The sequence below is a fragment of the Thauera aromatica K172 genome, assembly GCF_003030465.1.
Classification (GTDB): Bacteria; Pseudomonadota; Gammaproteobacteria; order Burkholderiales; family Rhodocyclaceae; genus Thauera; species Thauera aromatica.
This window is the reverse complement of the sequence record NZ_CP028339.1, coordinates 1,467,332-1,492,803: the sequence shown is the minus strand read 5'-3', so window position 1 is coordinate 1,492,803 and position 25,472 is coordinate 1,467,332. Positions and strand designations below refer to the sequence as shown.

Here is a 25,472-nt window from a genome sequence, read left to right as displayed (position 1 = left end):
AAGGTGCGACACACGGCCCTGCTCAAACCCGATCCCAATCGAAGCGCGCGCTTCTGCCCGAGCCGAAGAGCTTCAGCGCGCCGTGCTCGCCGACCGCGTTGGGGCGGCTGAAGATCCAGTTCTGCCACGCCGACAGGCGGCCGAAGATGCGCGTGTTCATGGTTTCGGCGATGCCGAAGCGCAGGTTGGCTTCCAGCCCGGTGAGCGCATCGGGCGACAGGCTGGCGCGTTCCTCGCAGGCGATGCGCACTTCGTCGGCCCAGTCGAGGTCGTCCGGGATCGCCGTCACCAGGCCCAGCTCCATCGCCTCGGCTGCGGTGAGCAGCTCGCCTTTGCGCGCCTTTACCGCCGCCACCGGGCCTTCTTCCTGGTAGAAGCGCGCGGCGATGCGCGACAGGCCGTTGACCATCGGCAGGGGGCCGAAATTCATCGCCGTGAGGCCGATGCGGTTGGCGCCGTCCTCGTCGTCGCGCAGGTAGCTGCGGTCGGCGGCAAGGGCGATCTCGAGCAGGGTGCCGGCAAAGCACGAGCCCGGCTCGATCAGCGCGTAGAGGCTGCGCGAGGACACGTCCAGACGCGCCAGGGTGCGGCGCAGCATGCCGAGCGTCTCGCGCACGAACCAGTGCTGCTGGTGGGCGACGAGGGTGGCGTCGATGTCCATCACGACTTCGGTGTCACCTTCGGTGCGCAGCAGCCACAGGCCGATGTCGAGGTGGTTGGTGCGCAGGTTGAGGATCGCGTCGTCGAGTTCGCGCGCCATCTTCAGCGGCCACCAGTCGGCGCCCTGGGCTTCGATTTCGGCAATCGTGGTCGCGGTGACGGCGGCCGGGGCGCGCACGGTCAGGGTCACGCTGCGGGCGGCGGCGTCGATCGCGGCATCGACGAATTCGTAGTGATAGCGGGCGTCGTGGTTGGCGGCGATCTCGACGCTGCGCTCTAGGGTCGGCAAGGCCACTCCTTTTGCCCCGGCGGGGCGGTCGGAGCCGGCGGCGAGCGTCTTCGCGCGTTCGGCGATGTGCTCGGCAAAGTGGCTGTTCCTGACCACCGCGTCGACCAGGCGCCATTCCACCGCGCGCTTGCCGTACACCCCTTCGGCGAGGGTGCAGAAGAGGTCGGCGTGGTCGCGGCGGACCTTGCGCTTGTCGGTCAGCCGGACGACACCGCCGGTCCCGCTGAGCCCGCCCAGCAACGCCAGCTCGGGCAGCGACACCGCCGAGTTGCGGTTATCGGTGAGGGCGATCTCATCGCACGCCAGCGCCAGCTCGTAGCCGCCGCCGGCAGTGGCGCCGTTGCACGCGGCGATGAACTTGAACCCGGAATACTGGCTGGCGTCCTCGATGCCGTTGAGCGTTTCGTTGCAGAACCTGCACAGGTTCGCAATCCACGCCGGCGAGGACAGCCCCAGCATCCGGATGTTGGCGCCGGAGCAGAAGATTTTCGGCTTGCCCGAAGTGAGCACCACGCTGCGCACCGACGGGTGTTCGAAGCGGATGCGCTGGAGCGCGTCGTGCAGTTCGATGGCGACGCCGAGGTCATAGGAGTTCAACTTCAACGTGTACCCCGGGCGGATGCCGCCATCCTCGGCGATGTTCAGGGCCAGGGTGGCGACTTCGCCATCGACCGCGAGCGACCAATGCCGGTAGCACGCAGGCTCGGTACGATACTCCACCGCATCCACCACGCCAGCCGCGTCCATTGTTGCGCCCTCATCTTCGCGCTCCGGCCCGTTGCGGGCCGCCCCGCGCCCTGGAGAGGAGCCCCGCCACCTTGCGTCTCCACCTCTCGTTTCCACCTCGCCGCCGGAGTGCCGGCATCCGCCGTCCGGCAAGGCGCAGGGCCACATTCACACCATAGACCAGCCAGATCAGCCGTGCCCCCGCACCGGAGCCGCCGCCGTGGAAGGGTGCCGTGGAAGGGGTGTTGGAAGGGGGTCCGCCACTGCCCGGCCCGCGGTATACTGCACGGTTTCCCAGATTCCGCCGGAGCCGCAGCCATGGAAGCCGAACGCCAGAACGCCATCGCCGAAAAACTCGCCGACCTCGCCGCCCGCGGTCGCGAACTACGGAGGTATCTTTGACTACGATGTGAAAGCATCGAAGCTCGAAGAGGTTAACCGCGCACTGGAAGACCCGGCGGTGTGGAACAACGCCGAGCGCGCCCAGGAGCTCGGCAAGGAAAAGCGCCAGCTCGAAGACGTGGTGCTGACGCTGCAGAACATCGACGCGCAGTCGCGTGATCTCAAGGACCTCTACGAGCTCGCCGAAGCCGAGGACGACGACGACACTTTCGAGGCAGTCGAGACCGACCTCGGCGCGCTCGCCGCGGAAGTCGAGAAGCTCGAGTTCCGCCGCATGTTCGGCAACCCGATGGACCCCAACAACTGCTTCATCGAAATCCAGGCCGGCGCCGGCGGCACCGAAGCCCAGGACTGGGCCGGGATGCTCGAGCGCATGTACCTGCGCTACGGCGAGAAGAAGGGCTTCGGCGTCGAGCTGATGGAAGAAACCGAAGGCGAAGTCGCCGGCATCAAGAACTGCACGATCAAGTTCAGCGGCGACTACGCTTACGGCTACCTGCGCACCGAGACCGGCATCCACCGCCTGGTGCGCAAGTCGCCCTTCGACTCCAACGCCCGCCGCCACACCAGCTTCACCTCGGTGTTCGTGTACCCGGAAGTGGACGACTCGATCGAGATCGACATCAACCCGGCGGACCTGCGCATCGACACCTACCGCGCCTCGGGCGCCGGCGGCCAGCACATCAACAAGACCGACTCCGCGGTGCGCATCACCCACGAGCCGACCGGCATCGTCGTGCAGTGCCAGAACGACCGCTCGCAGCACAAGAACAAGGCCGAGGCGATGTCGATGCTGAAGGCACGCCTGTACGAGCTCGAGCTGCGCAAGCGCCAGGCCGAGCAGCAAAAGCTCGAAGACTCGAAGAGCGACATCGGCTGGGGCCACCAGATCCGCAGCTACGTCCTCGACCAGTCGCGCATCAAGGATCTGCGCACCAACTACGAAGTCGGCAACACCCAGGCCGTGCTCGACGGCGACCTCGACGACTTCATCGCGGCAAGCCTGAAGCAGGGCGTCTGATCCGCTGGCGCCGCCCCTGCAGGCGGGCGGCGCATCGGTTCCGCCGGCTCCACCCCCCACCCGCCTGCGGCGCCCGATCTGCCCAGGCGCCGGTACTGACGATGACCGACCCCATCCTCTCCGACTTCCTCGCCCCCGGCGTCGACGCCGACGAAGTGCCCGAGCTGGCGGCGCTGGCGTCGGCGCGCCCGCTGCTCGACGCTTTCATCACGCTGTTCCGCGGCACCGAGGCCGAGGTGCTGATGCGCCTTCTGGTGCTGCGCGAAATCGGCCGCGAAGCGGATTCGCCGCGCTGGCCGCCCGAAGCGCTGCGCGCGCGCTTCACCTACCTCGATCCGGTCAAGTTCGAGACCGTGTTGAAGCGCCTGCGCGACAACGCCCTGCTGGCGATCGGCGAGGACGGCCACTACGCGCTGTCCGACATCGGCCGCAACGCGGTGGCGGCAATCGCGATGCTGCTGCGTTTCGGCGAGGAAGAGGACGCCGAGCTCGGCTTTCTCACCGCCCAGCTCGCCGGCCTGCAGGCGGTGGGCGGCATCACCCCCGAAGCGCTCGGCCATCTGCTGTCCAAGCTCAACGACCTCAGCTGGCACTTCGAGGAAGCGATCGCCTCCGGCTCGGAGTTCCGCATCCTCGACGCCCGCCGCCGCCTGTCGGCCAACGGGCGCTGGCTGGCACGCGGCACCGACTTGCTCAACACGCTGCTCGCCGACCCCGAAGTCGATTTCGACATCGCCCGCATCGCCCAGCGCATCGGCCTGGCCCAGTCGCGCCTGGCACGGGTGGATGCCGCCTTCCAGCGCGCGCTCAACAAGATCGAAGCGCAGCGCGTCACCCTCGGCGCCTCCGGCGTCTCGTCCTCGGACGTCGCGGCCTGGCTGCGCAGCCTGGAGGCCGGCGCCATTTCCGGCCTCGCGGCGGCAGCCATTGCCGCGGTGCCCGAACTGCCGCTGCTCGCCGGCGGCCACGAACTGCTCGACCGCGCCGAGGCCCTGCTCGAAGGCGGCCCGGCCGCCACCGAAGCCGATACCCGCCTGCCGCCCCCCGGCGACGCCAGGGCAGAAGTCGCGCTGCAGAGCGAAGACCTGCGCCTGCTCGAACACTTCACCGACCGCCTCGCCGCGCTGCCCGAAGCACAACCGCTGCACCGCGTCGTTGCCGGCGGCGGCTTCGCCCTCGCCAGCTACCGCCTGTCGCTGCTCGCCCTGCTCGCCGACGGCGCCCAGGCCGGCCCGGAAGACGGCCCGGTCGGCACGTTCATGCGCCTGCCGGTGGATATCGAGTTCGGTGACACGCTGAGCGCGGTCGGCGCGGACGAAATCGCCGCCATCACGCAGGGCGAAGCACGCCCACGCACGCCGGCGCCGGTCTTTGCGCCGCCCGCGGCCAGCGCACCGGCCGCCCGGGCCTGAGCCCGCCCTTTCCGGATCACGCCCCCATGGAATACGAACTCAAAACCCTCACCGCCCGCCTGCTCGCCCAGCGCTGGCTGCCACGCGGCGACCGCCTGGTGCGGCGCGCGCTGGTGGACGAGACCTTCCGCCACGAACTCGACCGGAGGCTGGCCGACGTCGGCCTGCGCCTGCTCGACAACCCCTACGCCGCCCACGTCGGCGTCGCCCTCCAGCCCGAACTGGCCGAGCCCGTGTTCGGCGCCGGGCGCGAGTACGCCGCCAGCAACCTGGGCCTGACCCGCGACGAGATCGCCCTGCTGGTGATCCTCTGGGCGCTGATCGTGCTGCCCAAGCGCGAACGCCAGGTCACCCGCCGCGAGCTGGTCGACGACGGCCAGAGCGACCTCTTCGGCAGCGACAAGCCGGTGGCGCACGGCGAGTCGGTCTCGGGCACGCTCACCGAGGCCTCGCTGATCGCCGACTTCGGCCCCCGCCTGGGCGGGCGCACCAAGATGCGCAACTTCATGCTCGGCAAGCTCGCCCGCCTCGGCTTCATCGAACGCCGCAACGGCCTGATCAGCGAAGGCCCGCTGCTCGACCTCGCGCTCGACTACCGGGTGATGGCCGACCGCATCATCCACGGCACCCTGGGCGAGATCCTCGACGCCGCCGGCCACCCGCCGCCCGAACACAATGCCTTCGAGCTCGCCGAGATCCTGCCCGACGAGACCGAAGCGATGGACGAGGAGCACTAAGCCCATGCCCCTGCCCGTCATCGACCCCGCCCGCTACGAGGAACAGCTCGCCGCCAAGCTCGCACGCTACCGTGCCGACTTCGCCGCATTCGACCTGCCCGAACCGGCAGTCTTCCGCTCCGCGCCGCTGCACTATCGCCTGCGCGCCGAGTTCCGCCTGTGGCATCACGACGGCCGCATCGACTACGCGATGTTCGACAGCGCCGAGCCGAAGCAGCCCGTCCTGCTCGACACCTTTCCCGCCGTCGCCGCGCCCATCGCCACGCTGATGCCGCGCCTGCGCGACGCGATCCAGGCCAGCGAGCCGCTGCGGCGCCGGATCTTCCAGGTCGAGTTCCTCGCCACCCTGAGCGGCGAATGCCTGGTGAGCCTGGTCTACCATCGCCCGCTCGACGAAGCCTGGGAGGCCGCCGCGCGCACGCTCGCCGCCGCGCTCGACATCCAGCTCATCGGCCGCAGCCGCAAGCAGAAGATCGTGCTCGAACGCGACTGGGTGCAGGAGGTGCTCGAGGTCGACGGCGCGCGCCTGCGCTACCAGCAGGTCGAGGGCAGCTTCACCCAGCCCAACGGCGGTGTGAACCAGCACATGCTGAGCTGGGCGCGCGCGCAGGCGAAGGGCCTGGGAGGAGATCTGCTCGAGCTCTACTGCGGCAACGGCAACTTCACCGTGGCGCTGGCGCCGTGCTTCGGCCGCGTGCTCGCCACCGAGTTGAGCAAGACTTCGGTGCGTGCCGCCCACACCAACCTCGCCGACAACGGCGTCGCCAACGTGACCCTGGTGCGGATGGCGAGCGAGGAGATCAGCGACGCCCTCGCCGGCGGGCGCGAATACCGCCGCATGCAGGGGGTGGATCCGGCCGGCTACCGCTTTTCCACGCTGTTCGTCGACCCCCCGCGCGCCGGGCTGGACGAAGGCACGATCGCGCTGGCGAAAGGCTTCGACAACCTTCTCTACATCTCCTGCAACCCGGACACGCTGCGCGCCAACGTCGCCGCCCTCGCCGCCACCCACCGCATCGCGGCGGCGGCGGCGTTCGACCAGTTCCCCTACACCCACCACCTCGAGTGCGGGCTGCTGCTGCAGCGGCGCTGAACACGACGCAACCGGCCATCCATGTTCCACATCAAGACCCTCGAACTCGTCCATTGGGATTTCTGGCGCCGCTTCTCGCTGCCGCTGGACGCGCAGATCATCACCATCGTCGGCCCCAACGGCTCGGGCAAGACCACCCTGCTCGACGCCCTGCGCACCCTCTTCGCGCTGCGCTGCTCGGGCAAGCGCGACTACCGCCGCTACGTGCGTCGCGCCGAGCGCAGCTTCGCCTGGATCCGCGCGGTCGTCGCCAACCAGCCCGGCCACAGCGGCAGGCGCCCCTTCTTCCCCTGCCTCGCCGACGAGGTCACGCTCGCCTGCCGCATCCGCAAGGCCGGCGGCGACTGGATCCGCGACTACACGATCGTCGACGGCGATCAGCCGATCGAGACCCTCGAAACCACCAACGACTGGATCGGCCTGCGCGACTACCAGCACCGCCTCGCCTGGGGCGGGTTGACGCCGGCGATCACCAAGGTGCTGGCACTGGAACAGGGCGACACCGACAAGCTGTGCGAATACTCGCCGAAGGCGCTGCTCGAGCTCGTCTTCGACGTTTTCGGCGACAAGGAAGTGCTGGACAACTACCAGGCCGCGCGCGAGGAGCAGAAATCGGCCGAGCGCGAACTCGGCGAGATCGGCATCGACCTCGAACGCCTGAAGACCCAGGCCGAAGAAAAGAAGGCCGAGGCCAACCGCTTCCTCGAATGGAAGCGGCTCGCCGACGAGGCCCGGGCGCTGGACACCGAGATCGTGCCGCGCCTGGAACTCGCCGAACTCGAGCGCGAGATCGCCACCGAGCGCGAAGCCCTGCACCGCGCCGGCCACGAGCGCGGTGAACAGCTCGCCGAACAGCGCGAAGCGCGCCAGCGCCTGGACGCGGTGCGCGCCGAGCAGGACGCCGCTCAGGCCGAGCGCAAACGGCTGAAGGCGTCCGACGGCAGCACCGAACAACGCTACCTCGCCGCCCACGACCGCCTGCGCGACCTCGACAAGCTGCTCGAAGAGCGCGACGCGCTGCGCGCCCAACTCGCCAGCGAGCACGGTGCCGACGCCCTCACGCTGGAACAGGAGCACGAACAAGCCGACGCCGCGCTTGCCGCGCTGCGCCGCAAGGAGCGCGAACTGGTCGCTGCCTTCGAGGACAAGACCGCCGCCTTGCGCGCCGAACGCAACCGCGCCGGCCCGCCGGGCGACGCCGAAGTCGCGCGCTTCCGCGTCCGCCTGAACGCCGACGGGATCGCCCACCACAGCCTCGCCGAGGTGGTCGAAGTCACCGACCCCGCCTGGCAGGGCGCACTCGAAGCCATCCTGCGCCCCTACCGCCACCTGATCCTGCTCGAGCGCGAATCCGACCGCCATGCCGCCTGGGCGCTCGGCGAGCGCGAGCGCTTCCGCCATTTCATCGTCCCCGAGCGCGAAACCGCCCCGCCGCCGCGGCCGCTGAGCCTGGCCGAGGTGGTCGAATTCAGCGCCCCGGTGCCGCGCTGGCTCGCCGACCTGCTCAACCGCATCCGCCGCGTCGACGACGCCGACGCCGCCCGCGCGCTGCCGCGCGAGCAGGAATGGATCACCCGCGACGGCTACCACCGCGAGCGCCGCGGCGCCCGCCATCTCGGCCGGCCGCAGGAATTCCACTTCGGCGAACTCGCCCGCCAGTCACGCATCGCCGCGCTGCAAGACGAGATCACCGCGCTCGACAAGCAGCTCCAGGCCCTGCGCCCCCGGCTCGACACCGCCGCCGCCGGACTCACCACGATCCGCCAGCGCCTGCTCGGTCTGCAGTCGGCCCAACTGCTCGCCGCCAAGGCCGGGACCTACGCCAGCGCCGAGGCCGAGCTGCCCGCCGCACGCAAGGCCCTGACCGAAGCGATCGGCGCGCGCAGCGAAACCCGCGGCGAGCTCGACCGCCTCACCGAAAAGATCAACGGCATCCAGATCGAACTCGACCGCCGCACCCGCGAGCTGAAGGCCATCGAGCTGCGCCTGGCCGAGCTCGCGCGCGAGCACGGCCCGCGCCGCCACGCCCAGGCCGAGCGCATCGTCCGGCTGCGCCGTCGCCGGCACGCCATCCCGGCGCACGGGCTGGACACCGCCGAACTCGCGCTCCTCGTCGACCGCTACGGCGACGCCCGCGGCGCCCGCCTGCAGTTCGAGCGCCTGCGCCGCCATCTCGACGAAGGCGACTGGATCACCGATCCCGCAGTGCTGGTCGTGCGCGACCGCCTCGCCGCCGACGTCGTCGTGCGCGAGCGCGACTACCTGAACCGCCAGGGCTACTGCGCCACCGCGCGGCTGCATAGCGACAACGCCCGCGCCGCCTACATCGCCAAGCTGCGCGCCACCGTGCGCCAGTACGCAAAAAACCTGAAAGCGCTCGGCGAGCTGGCCAACGTCGGCGTCGACTGCCCCACTCCGCATCTGGAAAACGACGACCTCTCGCTCGCCCAGGCCGGGCTCGAAGTGCGCTTCGACTTCGATCGCAAGGGCGCGGTCGGCCTCAACGACGGCGAGGCCTCGGGCGGCCAGCAGGTGATGAAGTCGCTGATCCTCTTGATCGGCCTGCTGATGGACGAGGCCCGCCCCGGCGGCTTCGTCTTCATCGACGAGCCCTTCGCCCATCTGGACGTCGCCAACATCGACCGCGTCGGCACCTTCCTCCGCGCCACCCGCGCGCAGTACCTGATCACCACTCCGGTCACCCACAACGCCAACGTCTTCGCCCCCGCCCAGCTCACCCTGGTCACACGCAAGAAGGCGCCCGGCGACGACTGGGCGCCGACCATCGGCGTCCTGCAGCGGGCGCTGGATTGAGCCCGGAGGCATTCCGGACGCCCCCCGGACGCACCCGGAATTGCCCCACCCTCGCCGCCCTGCCACAATTACGCCTTTCGCGCGCGCTGCGGCACGCGCTCGCACTTTCCACAAAATCGAAGCAGACGCCATGTCCGAACAGACCAACACCCCGCCCGTGGACGAAAACCACCTGATCGCCGAGCGCCGCGAGAAACTCGCCGCCTGGCGCGCCAGTGGCCGCGCCTTCCCCAACGACTTCTCGCGCGAGAACACCGCCGGCAAGCTCGACGAGCTGTATGGCGAGAAGGAGGCCGAAGAGCTGGAAGCCACCCCGGTCGAGGTCAGGGTCGCCGGGCGCATCATGTTGAAGCGGGTGATGGGCAAGGCGAGCTTCGTCACCATCCAGGACCTTTCCGGGCGCATCCAGCTCTACGTCCAGCGCGACGCCGTGGGCGAGGGCGTCTATGCCGAATTCAAGCACTGGGACATCGGCGACATCGTCGGCTGCGTCGGCACCGTGTTCAAGACCAAGACCGGCGAGCTCTCGGTCAAGGCCGCCGAGATCCGCCTGCTGACCAAGAGCCTGCGTCCGCTGCCGGACAAGTTCCACGGCCTCACCGACGTCGAGCAGAAGTACCGTCAGCGCTACGTCGACATGATCATGAACGAGCAGACGCGCTTCACCTTCGTCGCCCGCAGCCGCATGGTCCAGTCGATCCGCAACTACATGACCGGCCACGGCTTCCTCGAAGTCGAGACGCCGATGATGCACCCCATCCCCGGCGGCGCCGCGGCGAAACCCTTCACCACCCACCACAACGCGCTCGACATGGAGCTGTTCCTGCGCATCGCGCCCGAGCTCTACCTCAAGCGTCTGGTGGTGGGCGGCTTCGAGAAGGTCTTCGAGGTCAACCGCAACTTCCGCAACGAAGGCCTCAGCCCCCGCCACAACCCCGAATTCACCATGATGGAGTTCTACGAGGCGTACGCTAACTACCGCACGCTGATGGACTTCACCGAAGGCCTGATCCGCCAGGCCGCGCGCGAGGCGCTCGGCACCGAGTCCTTCGTCTACCAGGGCCGCGAGCTCGACCTCTCCAAGCCCTTCCACCGCCTCACCATCGTCCAGGCGATCCGCAAGTACCACCCGGGTTTCACCGAAGCGCAGCTGGCCGACGCCGCGTGGATCAAGGACAAGATCGTCGCCTTCGGCGAGAAGGTGAAGCCGGGCGGGCTGGGCAGCCTGCAGCTGCAGCTCTTCGAAGCCTGCGCCGAAGCCGAGCTGTGGGAGCCGACCTTCATCATCGACTACCCGGTCGAGGTCTCGCCGCTGGCGCGCGCCTCCGACACCGATCCCGAGATCACCGAGCGCTTCGAGCTCTTCATCGTCGGCCGCGAGATCGCTAACGGCTTCTCCGAACTCAACGACCCCGAAGACCAGGCCGCGCGCTTCCGCGCCCAGGTCGCGGCCAAGGAAGCCGGCGACGAGGAAGCGATGTACTTCGATGCCGACTACATCCGCGCGCTCGAATACGGCCTGCCCCCGACCGGCGGCTGCGGCATCGGCATCGACCGCCTGGTGATGCTGCTGACCGATTCGCCCTCGATCCGCGACGTCATCCTCTTCCCCCAGATGCGCCCGGAGTAATCCCCACCATGGCCGGCGGCAGCCTGTTCCTGCTTCTCGACGACATCGCGAGCGTGCTCGACGACGTCGCCACGATGACCAAGGTCGCAACCAAGAAGACCGCCGGTGTGCTGGGCGACGACCTCGCGCTGAACGCCCAGCAGGTCACCGGCGTGCAGGCCGAGCGCGAACTGCCGGTGGTATGGGCGGTGGCGAAAGGTTCGCTGATCAACAAGGCGATCCTGGTGCCGGCGGCGCTGGCGATCAGCGCCTTCATCCCCTGGCTGATCGCCCCGCTGCTGATGCTGGGCGGCGCCTTCCTGTGCTTCGAAGGTTTCGAGAAGCTGGTGCACAAGTTCCTGCATGGCAAGGAAGATGCCGAACACCACCGCGAGGTCGTGAAGGCACTGGTCGATCCGGACACCGATCTGGTCGCGCTGGAGAAGGACAAGATCAAGGGCGCGGTGCGGACCGACTTCATCCTCTCGGCGGAAATCATCGTCATCGCGCTCGGTGTCGTCGGCGGTCTGGCCTTCGGCACCCAGGTTGCGGTGCTGATCAGCATCGCGGTGATGATGACGATCGGGGTGTATGGCCTCGTCGCCGGCATCGTCAAGCTCGACGACGCCGGGCTGTTCCTCAGTCGCCGGGCCAACGCCGTTGCGCGCGGCATCGGTTGGGCGATCCTGTGGCTGGCGCCGTGGCTGATGCGCACGCTCTCGGTGCTGGGCACGGTGGCGATGTTCCTCGTCGGCGGCGGCATCCTGACGCACGGCCTGCCGCCGGTGCATCACCTGATCGAAACCCTCACCGCCGACCTGGACGGCCTGAGCGGCGCCCTGCTGCCGAGCCTGCTCGACGGCGTGTTCGGCATCGTCGCCGGCGCGCTGGTGCTGGTGGCCGTCAGCCTCGCCAGGCGCATCCTGCCCGCGCGGACGGCCGCTCACTGAACGGCGCCCGGCGAACCTCCTGCGCCCGGTCGCGGCATGGCAGCACAACCCCTCGTTCCGGCGCGCCTCGCCTTCGCCGAAGACGGCACGCCCTGGTCCGACACCTTCGGCGACGTCTATCACTCCACCGACGGCGGGCTCGGCCAGGCGCATCACGTGTTCCTCGCCGGCAACGGCCTGCCGCAGCGCTGGCGCGGCCGCGAGCGCTTCGTGGTGCTCGAGACCGGCTTCGGCCTGGGGCTGAATTTCCTCGCCACCTGGGCTTCCTGGCGTGACGATCCCGAGCGCTGCGGGCGGCTCCACTTCGTTTCCTGCGAACTCCACCCGTTCGGCACCGACGATCTCGCCCGCCTCCACCGGCGCTGGCCGCAGTTCGCCGAACTGTCCGCGGCGCTGCGCGCGCAGTGGCCGGTGCTCGCCCCCGGCCTGCACCGCCTCCACCTCGACGGCGAGCGCATCACCCTGACGCTGTATTTGGGCGATGCGCGCGAAGGCCTGGCGCAGCTCGTCGCCCGGGCCGACGCCTTCTACCTCGACGGTTTTTCCCCGGCCAGGAACCCCGAGCTGTGGTCGCCGCAGCTTTGCCGGCAACTCGCCCACCTCGCCGCGCCGGGCGCCACGCTCGCCACCTGGTCGGTTGCCGGCGCGGTGCGCCGGAACCTGCACGACGCCGGTTTCGAGCTTGCGAAAGCCGCCGGCTTCGGCGGCAAGCGCCAGATGCTGCGCGGACGCCTGCCGGGCGCCGCCGGCACGGCGCCGCAGCCCGCGGGCGGAACGCCGGATGCGGCCCCCCGCCGCCATGCCCTGATCGTCGGCGCCGGTCTCGCCGGCTGCGCCCTGGCCGAGCGCCTCGCCGCCCGCGGCTGGCGCGTCGAGCTCATCGACGCCGCCGCCGGGCCCGCCCGCGGCGCGTCCGGCAACCTCGCCGGGGTGCTGCGCCCGCTTCCCAGCGTCGACGACAACCGCATGAGCCGGCTGACGCGCGCCGGCACCCTCTACGGCTGGCGCCACATCGCCCGCCTGCGCGCCGCGGGTGAGTCGGTGAAGGCCGCAGCGTGCGGCGTGCTGCATCTGGCGCACGACGCCCCCCAGGCGGCGAAGATGCGCGCCGTGGTCGAGCGGCTCGGCCTGCCCGTGCAGCATCTCCGTTACCTCACCGCCGACGAAGCTTCCGCCCTTGCCGGCTGGCCGGTGCCGATCGGCGGCTGGTGGTTCGGCGACAGCGGCTGGGTGCACCCGCCCAGCCTGTGCGCCGCCAACCTCGCCCGTCACGGCGATCGGGTCCGCCCCCATTTCGGCCGCAAGCTCGGCGCCCTGCAGCGCGACGAAAACGGCTGGTGCGCCCTCGACGAACAGGGCACGAAGATCGCCGGCGCGGCCGTCCTGGTGCTTGCCATCGGCACCGCGGTGCGCGACTTCGTTGCCGCCCGCCTGCTGCCGATCGGCAGTGCGCGCGGCCAGGTCTCGCTGTTGCCGGCGGAACCGGGCAGCGCGCCGCGCGTGGTCGTGTGCCGCGGTGGGTACGTCAGCCCCGAAGTCGACGGCCAGCACTGCACCGGCGCCACCTTCGACATCGACGACGAGGATGCGGCGCCACGCCTGCGCGACCACGCCGACAACCTCGCCCGGCTCGACGCCATGCTGCCGGGAATCACCGCCGGGCTCGCCCCCGCCGATGTCGGCGGCCGCGTCGGCTTCCGCCCGACTTCGCCCGACCGCCTGCCGATGGTCGGCGCCCTTCCCGCCGCATCCGCAGCCGCCACGGCCACTCCGCTCGCCGCCATCCCGCGCCAGCCAGACGCCTGGGTGCTGTCGGGCTACGGCGCGCGCGGCCTGGTGTGGTCGGAGATCGCCGCCGAGCTGCTCGCCAGCACGCTCGACGGCGACCCGCTACCGCTTGAGCGCGACCTGTGCGAGGCGCTCGATCCGGCACGCTTCCTGCTGCGCCCGCCCCGCAGCCGGGCCACCGGCTGACGCAGTCGGACGAAAGTCCGGAAAGATCGCCGTCAGGAGGCAGCTGCCGGGGACAGGGTGGCCAGGAAGATGCGGCCGGGAAAGGTCGCTCCGCCCCTGCCCGCCCGGCTCCGCGTCAGTACTCCAGGTTGGCACCGAATTCGGGCGTACGTCCATGCTCGATGTCCTGAATCCAGCGCTCGATCGGGACTTGCGCTCCCGTCCAGAAGTTCTGGCACTGCCTCAGGTAGTCGATCACGGCCTGCTTTTCGCCCCGCTGCAGCAGGTCCCTGGCCAGCCCCATGTTCGGCCCGAAGGAGGTCAGCGTCCCGCCGCCCGCAGTCTCACCCGCTGCCCGCAGATGCTCGCGTGCCTCGGCCACCGATCCACGCTGCAGCGCCAGCTGCCCCATCACCATGTGCCCGTCGTGCCAGGCCGGACCGTATTTCTCATCCTGCGGATGCGGCTCGGCGAGCGCCAGCAGTTCCCGCGCGTATCGCTCCGCCTTTGCCTGCTCACCGAGCTTGAGCGCGAGCTTCGCAACTTCCTGGAGACGGCTCATGCGCCACTCCGGCTCGCCCGTCTGCGCCAGGCTTTTTTCCAGGTAGCCCAGCGCGCGCTGCATCGCGCGTCCATCGCCGCCGCCGGCGCGGCCCGGCTTGGCCATCATCAGCAGATGCTGGCCGAGCGTCTCCGCCCAGAGTGGATTGCCCGGCTGCAGGCGCTCGGCGCGCGTGAGCAGTTTTTCTGCCAGTGTCCTTTCCCCCGTCGCCGAGGTGCCGAAGGCCTGCATCATCGCCCCGTACTGGCTGAGGATCTTGCCCGCCACCCCCGCCAGTGCTGCGCTCTCCGACTGCTCCAGGGCCTTGCGCGCCTTCGCCGCAAAGGGGCTGGACGCCTCCTGCGGACTGGCGGCGACCGGGATGCCGGTATGGTTGAGCCCGGACACGCCGAGAACGGCGAGCGCGTAGAGATAACCGAGGCTGGCGTCGTAGTGCTCGGCAGCCGCGGGGAAACGCGACTTCGCCGCCAGCAGGATGCGCTCGGCGGTGGGCTTGTCATGAATCTGGTGGTAGGCCGCAGCGTGTGCGAATACCGTCGCGGAAGCCGACGCCCGGTCCACCTGCTGCAACCACAGACGGCTGCCTTCGGCATAGCCCTGGGGGTCGGCGAGTGCGTTTCCGGCCGGTGCGATGCGCGCCTCGACCGCGCCGCCAAGCTCGCTCCCGGGATCCTCGGCGATCAGCCACAGGATGTGGCGGCGGCGGGCTTCGATGGTTTTCGGTGCGCCGATTTCGCCCGCCGCGTTGAAATAGTAGTAGCCGAGCAGGCGGTAGCGGGAGGTCGCTTCGGCGGGGTCTTTTTCCAGCCTCGCTTCCAGCTGGAGCGCGGCTTTGGCGCACAGGCTGCGCCCGTTCCGGAGCAGTTCCAGCGGCCCGAGCCCGTTCAGCCGCTCCGTCTGCGCGGCGACGGAAGCGGCATCACTGTCGCGCTCGCAGAGCCGGATCAGCAGCGCGCGCGCTTCAGGCAGCCCGCGGCTGGCGGCCTCGCGGTACCAGCGCAGGCCTTCCTCCTTGTCCTGGGCGACGCCCCAGCCGAAGGTGTACATCTTCCCGAGCAGGAACTGCGCCTTGCTGTTGCCGCGCTCGGCGAGCGGGCGCAGCTCGGCCAGGGCCTTCGGGTAGTCGCTCAGATCGAGCGCCCGCTGCCCGGTGTTGAGATCGGCGACGGCCGGCCCGGCGCCGGCGGCGAGCAGAACCCACACTGCAACCAGGATGCGCTTCATCATTCCCCCCCTTTTTTTGTTCGCCGTCTGCGCCCACATCGCGCCCGGCGCGGGGTTTCCCGCTGAAGCGAAAAACGCCCCTGCCTATCCTGTCACCATAGTCGGGGGCGAGATCGTATTCAAAACCGGGTATTCAAAAGCGGGATTCAGACGTACGGACAGAGGGCCTTCGGCAGTGCTGGGCGGCCGGGCGTCAGAGGTGGCGATCGAGGCGCGCGAGCACGCGTTCGCGCCCCAGCACTTCGAGCACCGCGTCGATCGCAGGCGTCTGCGCCACGCCGAGCACGGCGACGCGCAGCGGGATTGCCACCTGCGGCATCTTCAGGCCGTGCTCGGCCATCGTGTCCTTGATCGCCTGCGCCAGCGCGGCCTTGTCCCAGGCGACCTCGGCCAGGCGGCGGCGCAGGCTGGCAAGTGCGGCGCGGGCGGTTTCGGTCAGGTGCTGGCCGATCACTTCCGGCGCCGGATGCACCTCGGCGACGAAGAGCTCGGCCGCGTCGGCCAATTCGTTGAGGTTGGCAACCCGGTCCTTGTACAGCGCGACCACCGCCTCCAGGGAGACGCCGGTTTCCGGATTGACTTCGCGCCGGGCCAGGCGGCTGGCGACTTCGGCGGCGAGGAAGGCATCGTCGGACTTCTTCAGGTACTGGGCGTTGAGCCAGTTCAGCTTCTCGGTATTGAACTGCGCCGCCGAGGGCGTGATGTGGTCGAGGTCGAACCATTCGACGAACTGCTCGCGGCTGAAGACCTCGTCGTCGCCGTGGCTCCAGCCCAGGCGCGCGAGGTAGTTGATCACCGCCTCGGGCAGGTAGCCGTCATCGTCGTACTGCATCACGCTCACCGCGCCGTGGCGCTTGGAGAGCTTGGTACCGTCGTCGCCGAGGATCATCGACAGGTGGGCGTACAGCGGCACTTCGGCACCGAGCGCGCGCAGCACGTTGATCTGGCGCGGAGTGTTGTTGACGTGGTCGTCGCCGCGGATGACGTGGGTGATGCCCATGTCCTGGTCGTCGACCACCACGCAGAAGTTGTAGGTCGGGGTGCCGTCGGCGCGGGCGATGATGAAGTCGTCGAGCTCGGTGTTGGCGATCTCGATGCGGCCCTTGACCAGGTCGTCCCAGACCACGGCGCCGTCACCCGGGTTGCGGAAGCGCACCACCGGCTGCACGCCTGCGGGCGGCGGCGGCAGGATCTTGCCCGGCTCGGGACGCCAGCGCCCGTCGTAGCGCGGCTTCTCGCCGCGGGCACGTTGTTCCTCGCGGAGGCGGTCGAGTTCTTCCGCCGCCATGTAGCAGGGGTAGGCGGTGCCGGCCGCGAGCATCTGGCGGATCACTTCCTTGTAGCGATCCATGCGCTGCATCTGGTAGAACGGGCCTTCGTCGTGGGCGAGGCCGAGCCAGCGCATGCCGTCGAGAATGGCCTGCACCGCTTCGGGAGTCGAGCGGGCAACGTCGGTGTCCTCGATGCGCAGGATGAAGGCTCCGCCGTGGCGCCGGGCGTAGGCCCAGGAGAACAGCGCGGTGCGGGCGCCGCCGATGTGCAGGTAGCCGGTCGGGCTGGGAGCGAAGCGGGTGCGGACGGGACGGGAAGCGGGCGTTGCGGGCATGGATGTCGGAAAATCGGCAGAAGAAAGGAGGCGTGAGGTTCCGGGGCGCGAGTCAACACGTCCCGGCAGAAAGGGGCGATTCTAACCCCGATGCAGCAATGGCTGGCCCTCAGCGCAGCCAGCCGACGCATGCCAAGGGAGGCCCGGTCAGAGGGCAATCTTTACACTTTTTTTATGCGCTTCCTGTGTAGCATCCGCCCCGCCGCCCACACCCACGCCTGACATCGGGGGCAACACCCTTCCCGCACAGCCCTCCCGTACGAAGGCAGACCATGCAGACACCTGGCTCGACGAACACTCCCGGCCCCCCTCCCACCGATAGGCACGGAAACCTTCCGGGCATGGTCGTCGCCGCCATCGGCGTCGTGTACGGAGACATCGGCACGAGCCCCCTGTATACGCTGAAGGAAGTCTTCAACGGCCACCATGCGGTGCCGGTCACGCCCGCCAATGTATACGGCATCCTGTCGCTGGTTTTCTGGGCGCTGGTGCTGGTCGTCTCGGTGAAGTACGTGATCTTCATCACTCGCGCCGACAACCGCGGCGAAGGCGGCATCATGGCCTTGATGTCGCTCGCGCTGCGGGTCGTCGAGCCTGGCCGCAAGGCGACGCTGCTGTCGCTGCTGGGCGTATTCGGGGCGGCGCTGTTCTACGGTGACGGAATGATCACTCCGGCGATCTCGGTGCTGTCGGCGGTCGAGGGGCTCGAAGTCGCCACCCCTGCGCTGCGCCCTTTCGTGATCCCGATCGCGCTGGTGGTGCTGGTCGGCCTCTTCATGATGCAGCGCCGGGGCACGGCAAGCGTGGGCGCCATTTTCGGGCCGGTGATGCTGTGCTGGTTCGCGATCCTGGCCGCGCTCGGCATCAATGGCATCCGGCTTCACCCGGAAATCCTCGGCGCCCTGAACCCAGCCTGGGCGGCGGCCTTCCTGTGGCACAACCCGCTGCTGGGCTGGCTCGCCCTCGGTGCCGTCGTCCTGGCCATCACCGGTGGCGAGGCCCTGTATGCCGACATGGGACATTTCGGCCGGAAGCCGATCAAGCTGGGCTGGTTTCTCGTCGTCTTCCCGGCCTTGTACCTGAACTACCTTGGGCAGGGCGCGCTGATCCTCGACCATCCGGAGAACGTCGGCAACCCCTTCTACATGCTGGTGCCCGAGCCGCTGCTGTACCCGATGGTCGGCATGGCGACCCTGGCCACCATCATCGCCAGCCAGGCCGTCATCTCGGGCGCCTTCTCGCTGACCCAGCAAGCGATCCAGCTCGGTTACGCGCCGCGGATGCGAACGCTGCACACCTCGGAAAGGGAGATCGGCCAGATCTACGTTCCCGGCATCAACGGCATGCTGCTCGGTGCGGTCGTCGCCCTCGTGGTCGGCTTCCAGTCCTCGAGCGCGCTGGCCTCGGCCTACGGCATCGCGGTGACGCTGACGATGATGATCGACACCGTGCTCGCCTTCGTGGTCGTGCGCCGGCTATGGGAATGGGGGATGCTGCCGGCACTGGCGTTCATCCTCGTTTTCCTGATCACCGACATGGCGTTCTTTTCCGCCAACCTGACCAAGGTACTGGCCGGGGGGTGGTTCCCGCTGCTCATCGGTGCGGTGATCTTCACTTTGCTGACGACCTGGAAGCGCGGCCGCAGCCTCCTCAATGAACGCATCCGCAGCGACACGATGCCGCTCGAACTGTTCATTCACTCCCTGTTCAACGACCCCCCGCCCCGGGTCGCGGGGACGGCGGTCTTCATGACCACCTGGCTCGATGGCGTGCCGCGGGCGCTGCTCCACAACCTGCTGCACAACAAGGTTCTCCATCAGCAAGTGCTCCTCCTCAAGGTCGAGACGGCCGACATTCCGTACGTACCGCCGCAAGAGCGGCTCCGGCTCACCCCGCTCGATTTCGGCTTCCATCAGCTGAGTGTGCACTACGGGTTCAAGGACGAACCCAACATCCCGGTGGAACTCGCCCGCTGCCGTGAACTGGGCCTGTCCATCAACATGATGGAGACATCCTTCTTCCTCGGCCGCGAGGCGCTCGTGTCCCGGATGGGCTCGGGCATGGCGCGGTGGCGTGAAAAGCTCTTCATCGTCATGTTCCGCAACGCCGGCAGCGCCGCGGACTATTTCAGGATCCCGCCCAACCGGGTCATCGAGCTGGGCACCCAGATCGAGCTCTGAACGGCCCGGTCGCAGGCGGATTCCGCCAACGCCGAGTCCACTGCCGTGAAAAATGCCCTTCGGCATCCGCGGACATGCTTGATATGATCCGTGAAGACGACCGGCAGGCCATGCATGAATGACAACGCGATCAAGGCGGCGGAGGGGGCGGGGCCAGCCGGCACGCCCCTTTCCCCGAAAGTGCACCTGCGCCGCGGCCTGATCGTCGCCCTCCTCTACGCCCTCACCGGGGGCGCCGCGATGGTACTGCCCCTTTCCTCGGGTTACGCCTCCCCGGTGTGGCCCGCCGCCGGAGTGGCGGTGGCCGCCCTGCTGATCTGGGGGCCGCGCTGCTGGCCGGGGGTCTGGCTCGGCGGCCTGTCGACCAACCTGTGGTTCGACCCTTCCCTTGCCGGCGCCGGAATCGCGGCCCTGATCGCGAGCGGAGTCACCGCCCAGGCCCTGCTCGGCGCCTGGCTGGCACGGCGCTACTTCGAGGACGACCTGCCGTTCGCCCACGACTGGAGGCTGGGCCGCGTCCTGATCGGCGCCGGACCGCTGGCCTGCCTCCTTTCCGCCTCATTGAGCACCGCCATCCGCTTCTTCGGGGGCCGGCTCGAGGAGGCCGCGCTGGTCGACGAATGGCTGCGCTGGTGGTCGGGCGACACCCTCGGCGTGCTGCTGTTCGCCCCGCTGGGCCTGCTGCTGTGGCCGGGCACCCACCCCTTCCGGGTGCTTGGCAGCGGCAGCTACCGCTTCGCCCTGCCGCTGATCGCCACCACGACGCTGCTGGTGCTCGGCCATCTCGGTCTGGCGCAACTCATAGACCTGCGCGCGCGCAGCCAGACCCACGCCCTGATGGAAGTCATCAGCGACAATGAAACCCAGGCCATCGTCGAAACGCTGCTGCCACTCCAGGGACTGGCCCACTTCTTCACCGCCAGCCGTGAGGTCACGCGCGAAGAATTCCGCGAATACGCCCACAGCTTTCTCGATCACCCGGCGATCCTTTCGGTGGACTGGGCACCGCGCATCACCGCCGCGCAGCGCCGCGCCTTCGAAGCATCGATGCTCGCCGAAGGCTTCGACACCTTCCGCATCGCCGAACTGGACGATCAGGGAGAACTCCAGCCCGCCGGTCGCCGCGCCGAATACTTTCCGATCCTGTACAGCGAGCCGTTCGCCGTCAGCCGCAACGTGCTCGGCCTCGACCACGGCTTCGAGCCACTGCGCCAGCAGGCGATGGCCGCTGCCCGCGACAACGGCATCGCCGTCGCCTCCGACCGGATCCGCCTGCCGCATACCGGGCGCCACGCCTCGCTGGCCTACATCCCGGTGTGGCGACAGGCCGGCGGCGAACGGCCGCAGCACCCCACCGGCTACGTGGCCGGCGTCCTCGACATCCCGCAGCTGTTCGCCCCGCTGGTCGAGCGCGCCCGCGCACAAGGCCTCGCCGTGCGCATCACCGACACCACCGCGGGCAACCCGCCACACCCGCTGATCGACGGCCTGCGCAGCGGCGCCAGCCCCGACTGGCGGCGCGAGTTCCACTTCGGCGGCCGCAGCTGGCGCCTGGAAATGGAGCCCGACGGCCCGCCCCGGCTACCCGGCCCGAGCAGCGAGGAGCGTCTCTTCCTCGGCTTCATCATGCTCACCGCGCTGCTCGCGGCCTTCGCCACCCTCAGCAGTGCCGGTCGCCACGCGTCGATCAGCCGCGAGGTCAGCGAGCGCACGGCCCAGCTGCGCAGCGAGCTGGAGGCCCGTTCGGCAGCCGAGCGCGCCTTGCACCTGAGCGAAGAACGCTACCGTCAGCTGATCGAGCTCTCGCCCCTTGGCATCCTCGTCCAGTGCGATGGCCGCTTCATGTTCGTCAATGCCCGCACCCTGGCGATGTTCGGCGCCCGTTCCGCCGATCAGCTGCTGGGCCGCGCCCTCATCGATTTCGTTCACCCCGACAGCCGCGACATCATTCGCGAGCGCACCGAACTGCGCAGCAAAGGGCTGTCCGCTCCCAACCCGACGGTGATCCACTACCACCGCCTGGACGGCTCCTATTCCTGGGCCGAGCTCACCTCGGTCGCCTACCTGCACGGGGGCCGCCTCGGTTCGCTGATCCTGCTCAACGACATCAGCGCGCGCATCCGTGCCGAAGAGCAGCACGACCGCTTCTTCAACCTCTCCCTCGACCTGTTCTGCATCGCCTCCACCGACGGCTACTTCAAGAGCGTCAACCCCGCCTTCACCCGGATCCTGGGCTGGAGCGAGGAGGAACTGCTCAGTCGCCCGCTGTTCGACTTCGTCCATCCCGACGACATCCCCGCCACCCGCCACGAGCTGCAGCGCCTGGCGCATAACGACAGCAGCACGCTGGGCTTCGAGAACCGCTACCGCTGCAAGGACGGCGCCTGGCGCTGGCTGAGCTGGAAGGCCCTGCCGCAACCGGGCCAGCTGGTGTTCGCCACCGCGCGGGACATGACCGAACAGCACCGCGCCGCACGACAGCTCACCGATCTCAATACCGAGCTGCAGCAGCGCATCGAGGAGCGCAGCCGGGCCCTGACCGAGCTCGAAGCCAAAAAGGAGGAAATCCGCGCGATTCTCGACCACCTGCTCGAATGCGTGATCACCATCGATCGCCACGGCACCATCCGCCGCGTCAATCCGGCGATCGAACCGCTGCTCGGCTACACCCCCGAAGAACTGCTCGGGCGCAACGTCTCCTGCCTGATGGACAGTCCCGACCGCGAGCAGCACGACGACTACCTGGCGCGCTACCTGCAGAGCGGCGAACGCCACATGATCGGCTCCTCGCGCGAAGTGACCGGACGCCACAAGAGCGGCGCGGCGGTCGGCCTGGAACTGAGCGTGTCCGAGTACTACATCGACGGCGAGTGCCTGTTCCTCGGCACCCTGCGCGACATCCGCGAGCGCCAGGCGCTGATCGCCAGCCTCACCCAGGCCCGCGAGGATGCCGAGCAGGCCAGCCGGGCGAAGTCGGCCTTCCTCGCCGCCATGAGCCACGAAATCCGCACGCCGATGAACGGCGTGATCGGCCTCGCCGACGTGCTCGCCCAGGATGATCTGCCCCTCCACCAGGCCGATCTGGTGAAGAGCATCCGCGAGTCGGCGAGCACCCTGCTCGGGATCATCGACAACATCCTCGACTTCTCCAAGATCGAAGCCGGCAAGCTCGAGATCGACCGGGAGGCCCTCGACCTCCCGGTCCTGATCGAAGATCAGTGCCGCACCCTGATGCCGCTCGCCGCGGCCAAGGGGGTCGATCTCGGCGTGGATATCGACGCTGCGATGCCGCGCTGGGTCCACGCCGCGCCGCTGCGCCTGCGGCAGATCCTTTGCAACCTGGTCGGCAACGCGATCAAGTTCTCAGCCCGCGAACGCAATCCCGCCGCCGGCCGCGGGCGGGTCGAGGTGCGCGCCCGGGCGCTCGCCACCACACCGCTGCAGTTCCTCATCGAAGTCGAGGACAACGGTATCGGCATCGCTGCCGAGCATCAGCGCAACCTGTTCACTCCCTTCACCCAGGCCGAAAGCTCGACCACCCGCCGCTTCGGCGGCACCGGCCTGGGCCTGGCGATCTGCAAGCGCCTGGTCGACCTGATGGGCGGCGAGATCGGCGTCGACAGCCACCCCGGCCGTGGCGCGCTGTTCAGCGTCCGCCTGCCGCTGGAACTGGCCAGCCCCCCGACCAGCATCGATCCCGCCCCGCCGGCAGCGGCGTCGGCAGCGGGCGACAGGCGCAGCCATCGCATCCTGGTCGCCGAAGACGATGCGGTGAACCGCAAGGTCATCCGGCACCAGCTGGCCTTGCTCGGCCACCACTGCGAAATCGCCCGCGACGGGGCCGAAGCGCTGGAAATGTGGCGCCATGGCTCCTACGACCTGCTGCTCACCGATCTGCACATGCCGGAAATGGATGGCTACCAGCTCACCCAGAGCATCCGCTACGAGGAGAACGGCTCGCAGCACCTCCCGATCCTCGTCCTCACCGCGAATGCCTTGCGCGACGAGGCCGTACGAGCCGAAGCGGTCGGAGTGGACGCTTACCTGACCAAACCGATCCGCCTCGCCACCCTGGAGGCGGAGCTCACGCGCTGGCTGCCGCACGTGGCAGCCAGCACCGAGACCGGCGGCACGGCCGGGCAGACCGGCGCTGCGCTGCTCGACGGGCAGGCCCTAGCCAGCCTGGTCGGAGGCGACCGCCAGATGATCGGCGAGGTCCTGCGCGACTACATCGAATCCCTCGGCCTCCTTGCCGCTCAGCTCGAAGACGCCTGCGGCTGCGGTAACCACGCCGCCATCAGCGCCATCGCCCACCGCCTGAAATCGTCCTCCCAGGCCGTCGGCGCCCTGCACCTGGAACAGCTGTGCGGCGAGCTGGAGCAGGCGGCCAAGGCCGCCGACATCGCCTCCCTGGCGCGCTGCATCAGCGAATTCCGCAGCATTCACGCTGCCACACGGCAACACATAGAACAGCAGCTGAGCACTGAACAGACCGCTTGAACGAGGCAATACCGATGAGAATCCTGGTAGTCGATGACGACCCCTTCATCTGTCGGCTGATGAGCCGCCAGTTGCACACCCTCGGTTTCGCCCAGATCGAGCTTTGCGAGCGCGCCCGCGCCGCGGTCGAACGTCTGGAGCACGAGCCCGACACGCCCGGGCTGATCTTCTGCGATCTGCAGATGCCGGAAATGGACGGCGTCGAGTTCATCCGCCACCTCGTCCGCCTCGGCTACCGCGGCGCACTGGTGCTGGTCAGCGGCGAGGACGAGCGCATCCTGCAAAGCGCCGAGCGTCTGGCGCGCGCCCACCAGCTGCAGGTCGCGGGCACGCTCTACAAGCCGGTATCGAGCAGGCAGCTGCAGCACCTGCTGCAGGCGCTGCCGAACCCCCGCCAGGAGCGCACCTCCCCCACCCCCCCCTACGGCGCGGAAGCGCTGGCGCACGGCATCGCCGCCGGCCAGCTGGTCAACCATTACCAGCCCAAGGTCGACATGCACAGTGGCGCGGTGGTCGGCGTGGAAACCCTGGTGCGCTGGCAGCACCCGGAAGACGGGCTGATCTATCCGGATCGCTTCATCACGACGGCCGAGGATCACGGCCTGATCGACGCGTTGATGCGCGCGGTGCTGCGCTGCGCGCTGGACGACGCCCGGCGCTGGGAGCGGCAGGGCCACGCCCTGCAACTGGCGGTCAACGTGTCGATGGATAACCTCGTGCGCCTGGACTTCCCCGAGTTCGTCGAGGAGGAAGCGGCGAGGGCCGGGGTGGCGCCGGGCACGCTGATCTTCGAAGTCACCGAGAGCCATCTGATGAAGAACCGTGAGGCGGCACTGGACATCCTCACCCGCCTGCGCCTCAAGCGCGTCGGCCTGTCGATCGACGATTTCGGCACCGGCCACTCTTCCCTCACCCAATTGCGCGACATCCCTTTCACCGAGCTGAAGATCGACCGTAGCTTCGTCCATGGCGCCTGGCGCGACGGCGCCCTGCGCACCATCCTCGACGCCAGCCTCGAGATGGCCCGCAAGCTGGGGATGAAGACCGTCGCCGAAGGCATCGAAGACCACGACGACTGGAACCATCTGCGCGCAGCCGGCTGCGACGTCGCCCAAGGCTGGTTCATCGCCCGGGCGCTGCCGGTCGAGCAGTTGCTCACTTGGCTCCACGACAGGGAGGTCGGCCGCGCCTCCTTCAATCCGGCCCACCACCTCTATTGAAAACACATTCGGCAGCCACCGCGGCTGCGATGACATGGGACGGCCGTGCCCCCTTTCGCGAAATGCCCTCGCACAGCGCGTGCCCAGCCTCGCCAAGGAGAACCACATGATGCAACCGCCAACAACGGATACGCTCGACCTCGACATCCTCAAGGCCGTGGTGGGCGATGAGCCGGAAATCGTCGTCGACTTCCTGACCGACTTCCGCCGGGTGGCGACCACGACCCTCGAAGCGCTGCACGCCGCGCTCCAGGCCGGAGAGGTCGAGCGCATCGCCGGCCTCGCCCATCGCCTCAAGTCCAACGCCCGCATGGTCGGCGCGATGGCCCTCGGAGCGTCGAGCGAGCGTCTCGAAGACGAGGCTGCGCAGGGCCGGCCGATCGCACAGCTGAAGACCTCGATCGAAGCGCTCGCGCACGAACTACGCACCGTGGCCGGCGAGATCGACCGGCTGCTTGCCTGAACACCCCCTGCCCAGCAGGACCGGAGCGTCCTGCCAACCTGTCGGAACGAC

15 protein-coding genes are annotated in these 25,472 nt (G+C 69.0%); 12 read left to right on the top strand and 3 right to left on the bottom strand.

Features of this window, described 5'->3' with window-relative positions; all coding sequences use genetic code 11:
- Positions 1-22 precede the first annotated feature (22 nt).
- Positions 23-1,696 carry a 2,3-epoxybenzoyl-CoA dihydrolase gene (gene boxC / locus Tharo_RS07080; protein WP_107220602.1) on the bottom strand — a complete coding sequence of 558 codons (1,674 nt, stop codon included), beginning with the start codon at positions 1,694-1,696 and terminating at the stop codon, positions 23-25.
- Between the two features lie 297 nt (positions 1,697-1,993).
- On the opposite strand from boxC, the gene prfB reads away from it, so the two are divergent.
- The 8 genes from prfB (at position 1,994) to mnmC (ending at position 13,687) form a co-directional block, all read left to right on the top strand.
- Positions 1,994-3,098 (top strand): peptide chain release factor 2 gene (prfB, locus tag Tharo_RS07075; protein WP_107220601.1). Its coding sequence is split into 2 segments (ribosomal slippage): positions 1,994-2,074 and positions 2,076-3,098, totalling 1,104 coding nucleotides; the frame shifts between segments, so codons are not numbered across the junction.
- A 101-nt stretch (positions 3,099-3,199) separates the two neighbouring features.
- Positions 3,200-4,510: a hypothetical protein gene (locus Tharo_RS07070; protein WP_107220600.1), complete on the top strand. Its 1,311-nt coding sequence runs from the start codon at positions 3,200-3,202 to the stop codon at positions 4,508-4,510.
- Between the two features lie 26 nt (positions 4,511-4,536).
- On the top strand, positions 4,537-5,247 hold the full coding sequence (locus Tharo_RS07065) for a hypothetical protein (protein WP_107220599.1): 711 nt from the start codon (positions 4,537-4,539) through the stop codon (positions 5,245-5,247).
- A gap of 4 nt (positions 5,248-5,251) precedes the next feature.
- Positions 5,252-6,340, top strand: coding sequence for a tRNA (uridine(54)-C5)-methyltransferase TrmA (gene trmA, locus Tharo_RS07060; RefSeq protein ID WP_107220598.1), 1,089 nt, complete (start codon positions 5,252-5,254; stop codon positions 6,338-6,340).
- Between the two features lie 21 nt (positions 6,341-6,361).
- Positions 6,362-9,154 carry an AAA family ATPase gene (locus Tharo_RS07055; RefSeq protein ID WP_107220597.1) on the top strand — a complete coding sequence of 931 codons (2,793 nt, stop codon included), beginning with the start codon at positions 6,362-6,364 and terminating at the stop codon, positions 9,152-9,154.
- Between the two features lie 130 nt (positions 9,155-9,284).
- Positions 9,285-10,784 (top strand): lysine--tRNA ligase, encoded by a 1,500-nt coding sequence (lysS, locus tag Tharo_RS07050; RefSeq protein WP_107220596.1) that lies wholly within the window; start codon positions 9,285-9,287, stop codon positions 10,782-10,784.
- A gap of 8 nt (positions 10,785-10,792) precedes the next feature.
- Entirely contained in the window at positions 10,793-11,713 is a 921-nt protein-coding gene (locus Tharo_RS07045) for a DUF808 domain-containing protein (RefSeq protein WP_107220595.1), read from the top strand.
- A 36-nt stretch (positions 11,714-11,749) separates the two neighbouring features.
- Complete coding sequence (gene mnmC, locus Tharo_RS07040) at positions 11,750-13,687, top strand: bifunctional tRNA (5-methylaminomethyl-2-thiouridine)(34)-methyltransferase MnmC2/FAD-dependent 5-carboxymethylaminomethyl-2-thiouridine(34) oxidoreductase MnmC1 (protein WP_107220594.1); 1,938 nt, start codon at positions 11,750-11,752, stop codon at positions 13,685-13,687.
- Positions 13,688-13,802: 115 nt separating this feature from the next.
- On the opposite strand, the gene Tharo_RS07035 is transcribed toward mnmC, so the two are convergent.
- Positions 13,803-15,455 carry a tetratricopeptide repeat protein gene (locus Tharo_RS07035; protein ID WP_159051670.1) on the bottom strand — a complete coding sequence of 551 codons (1,653 nt, stop codon included), beginning with the start codon at positions 15,453-15,455 and terminating at the stop codon, positions 13,803-13,805.
- 190 nt (positions 15,456-15,645) lie between these two features.
- The gene (gene gltX, locus Tharo_RS07030) at positions 15,646-17,058 is read right to left on the bottom strand and encodes a glutamate--tRNA ligase (RefSeq protein ID WP_107220592.1); all 1,413 of its coding nucleotides are present in this window, start codon (positions 17,056-17,058) and stop codon (positions 15,646-15,648) included.
- A gap of 341 nt (positions 17,059-17,399) precedes the next feature.
- Here gltX and Tharo_RS07025 point away from each other — a divergent pair, with 341 nt between their 5' ends.
- The 4 genes from Tharo_RS07025 to Tharo_RS07010 all read left to right on the top strand — a co-directional run bounded on the left by Tharo_RS07025 (position 17,400) and on the right by Tharo_RS07010 (position 25,421).
- The gene (locus tag Tharo_RS07025; protein WP_245881026.1) at positions 17,400-19,238 is read left to right on the top strand and encodes a potassium transporter Kup; all 1,839 of its coding nucleotides are present in this window, start codon (positions 17,400-17,402) and stop codon (positions 19,236-19,238) included.
- 114 nt (positions 19,239-19,352) lie between these two features.
- Positions 19,353-23,738: a PAS domain S-box protein gene (locus Tharo_RS07020; RefSeq protein ID WP_107220590.1), complete on the top strand. Its 4,386-nt coding sequence runs from the start codon at positions 19,353-19,355 to the stop codon at positions 23,736-23,738.
- Positions 23,739-23,752: 14 nt separating this feature from the next.
- A complete protein-coding gene (locus Tharo_RS07015) occupies positions 23,753-24,958 on the top strand; it encodes an EAL domain-containing response regulator (protein WP_107220589.1) in 1,206 nt (401 codons plus the stop codon).
- A gap of 106 nt (positions 24,959-25,064) precedes the next feature.
- Positions 25,065-25,421 (top strand): Hpt domain-containing protein, encoded by a 357-nt coding sequence (locus tag Tharo_RS07010; protein WP_159051669.1) that lies wholly within the window; start codon positions 25,065-25,067, stop codon positions 25,419-25,421.
- Positions 25,422-25,472 lie beyond the last annotated feature (51 nt).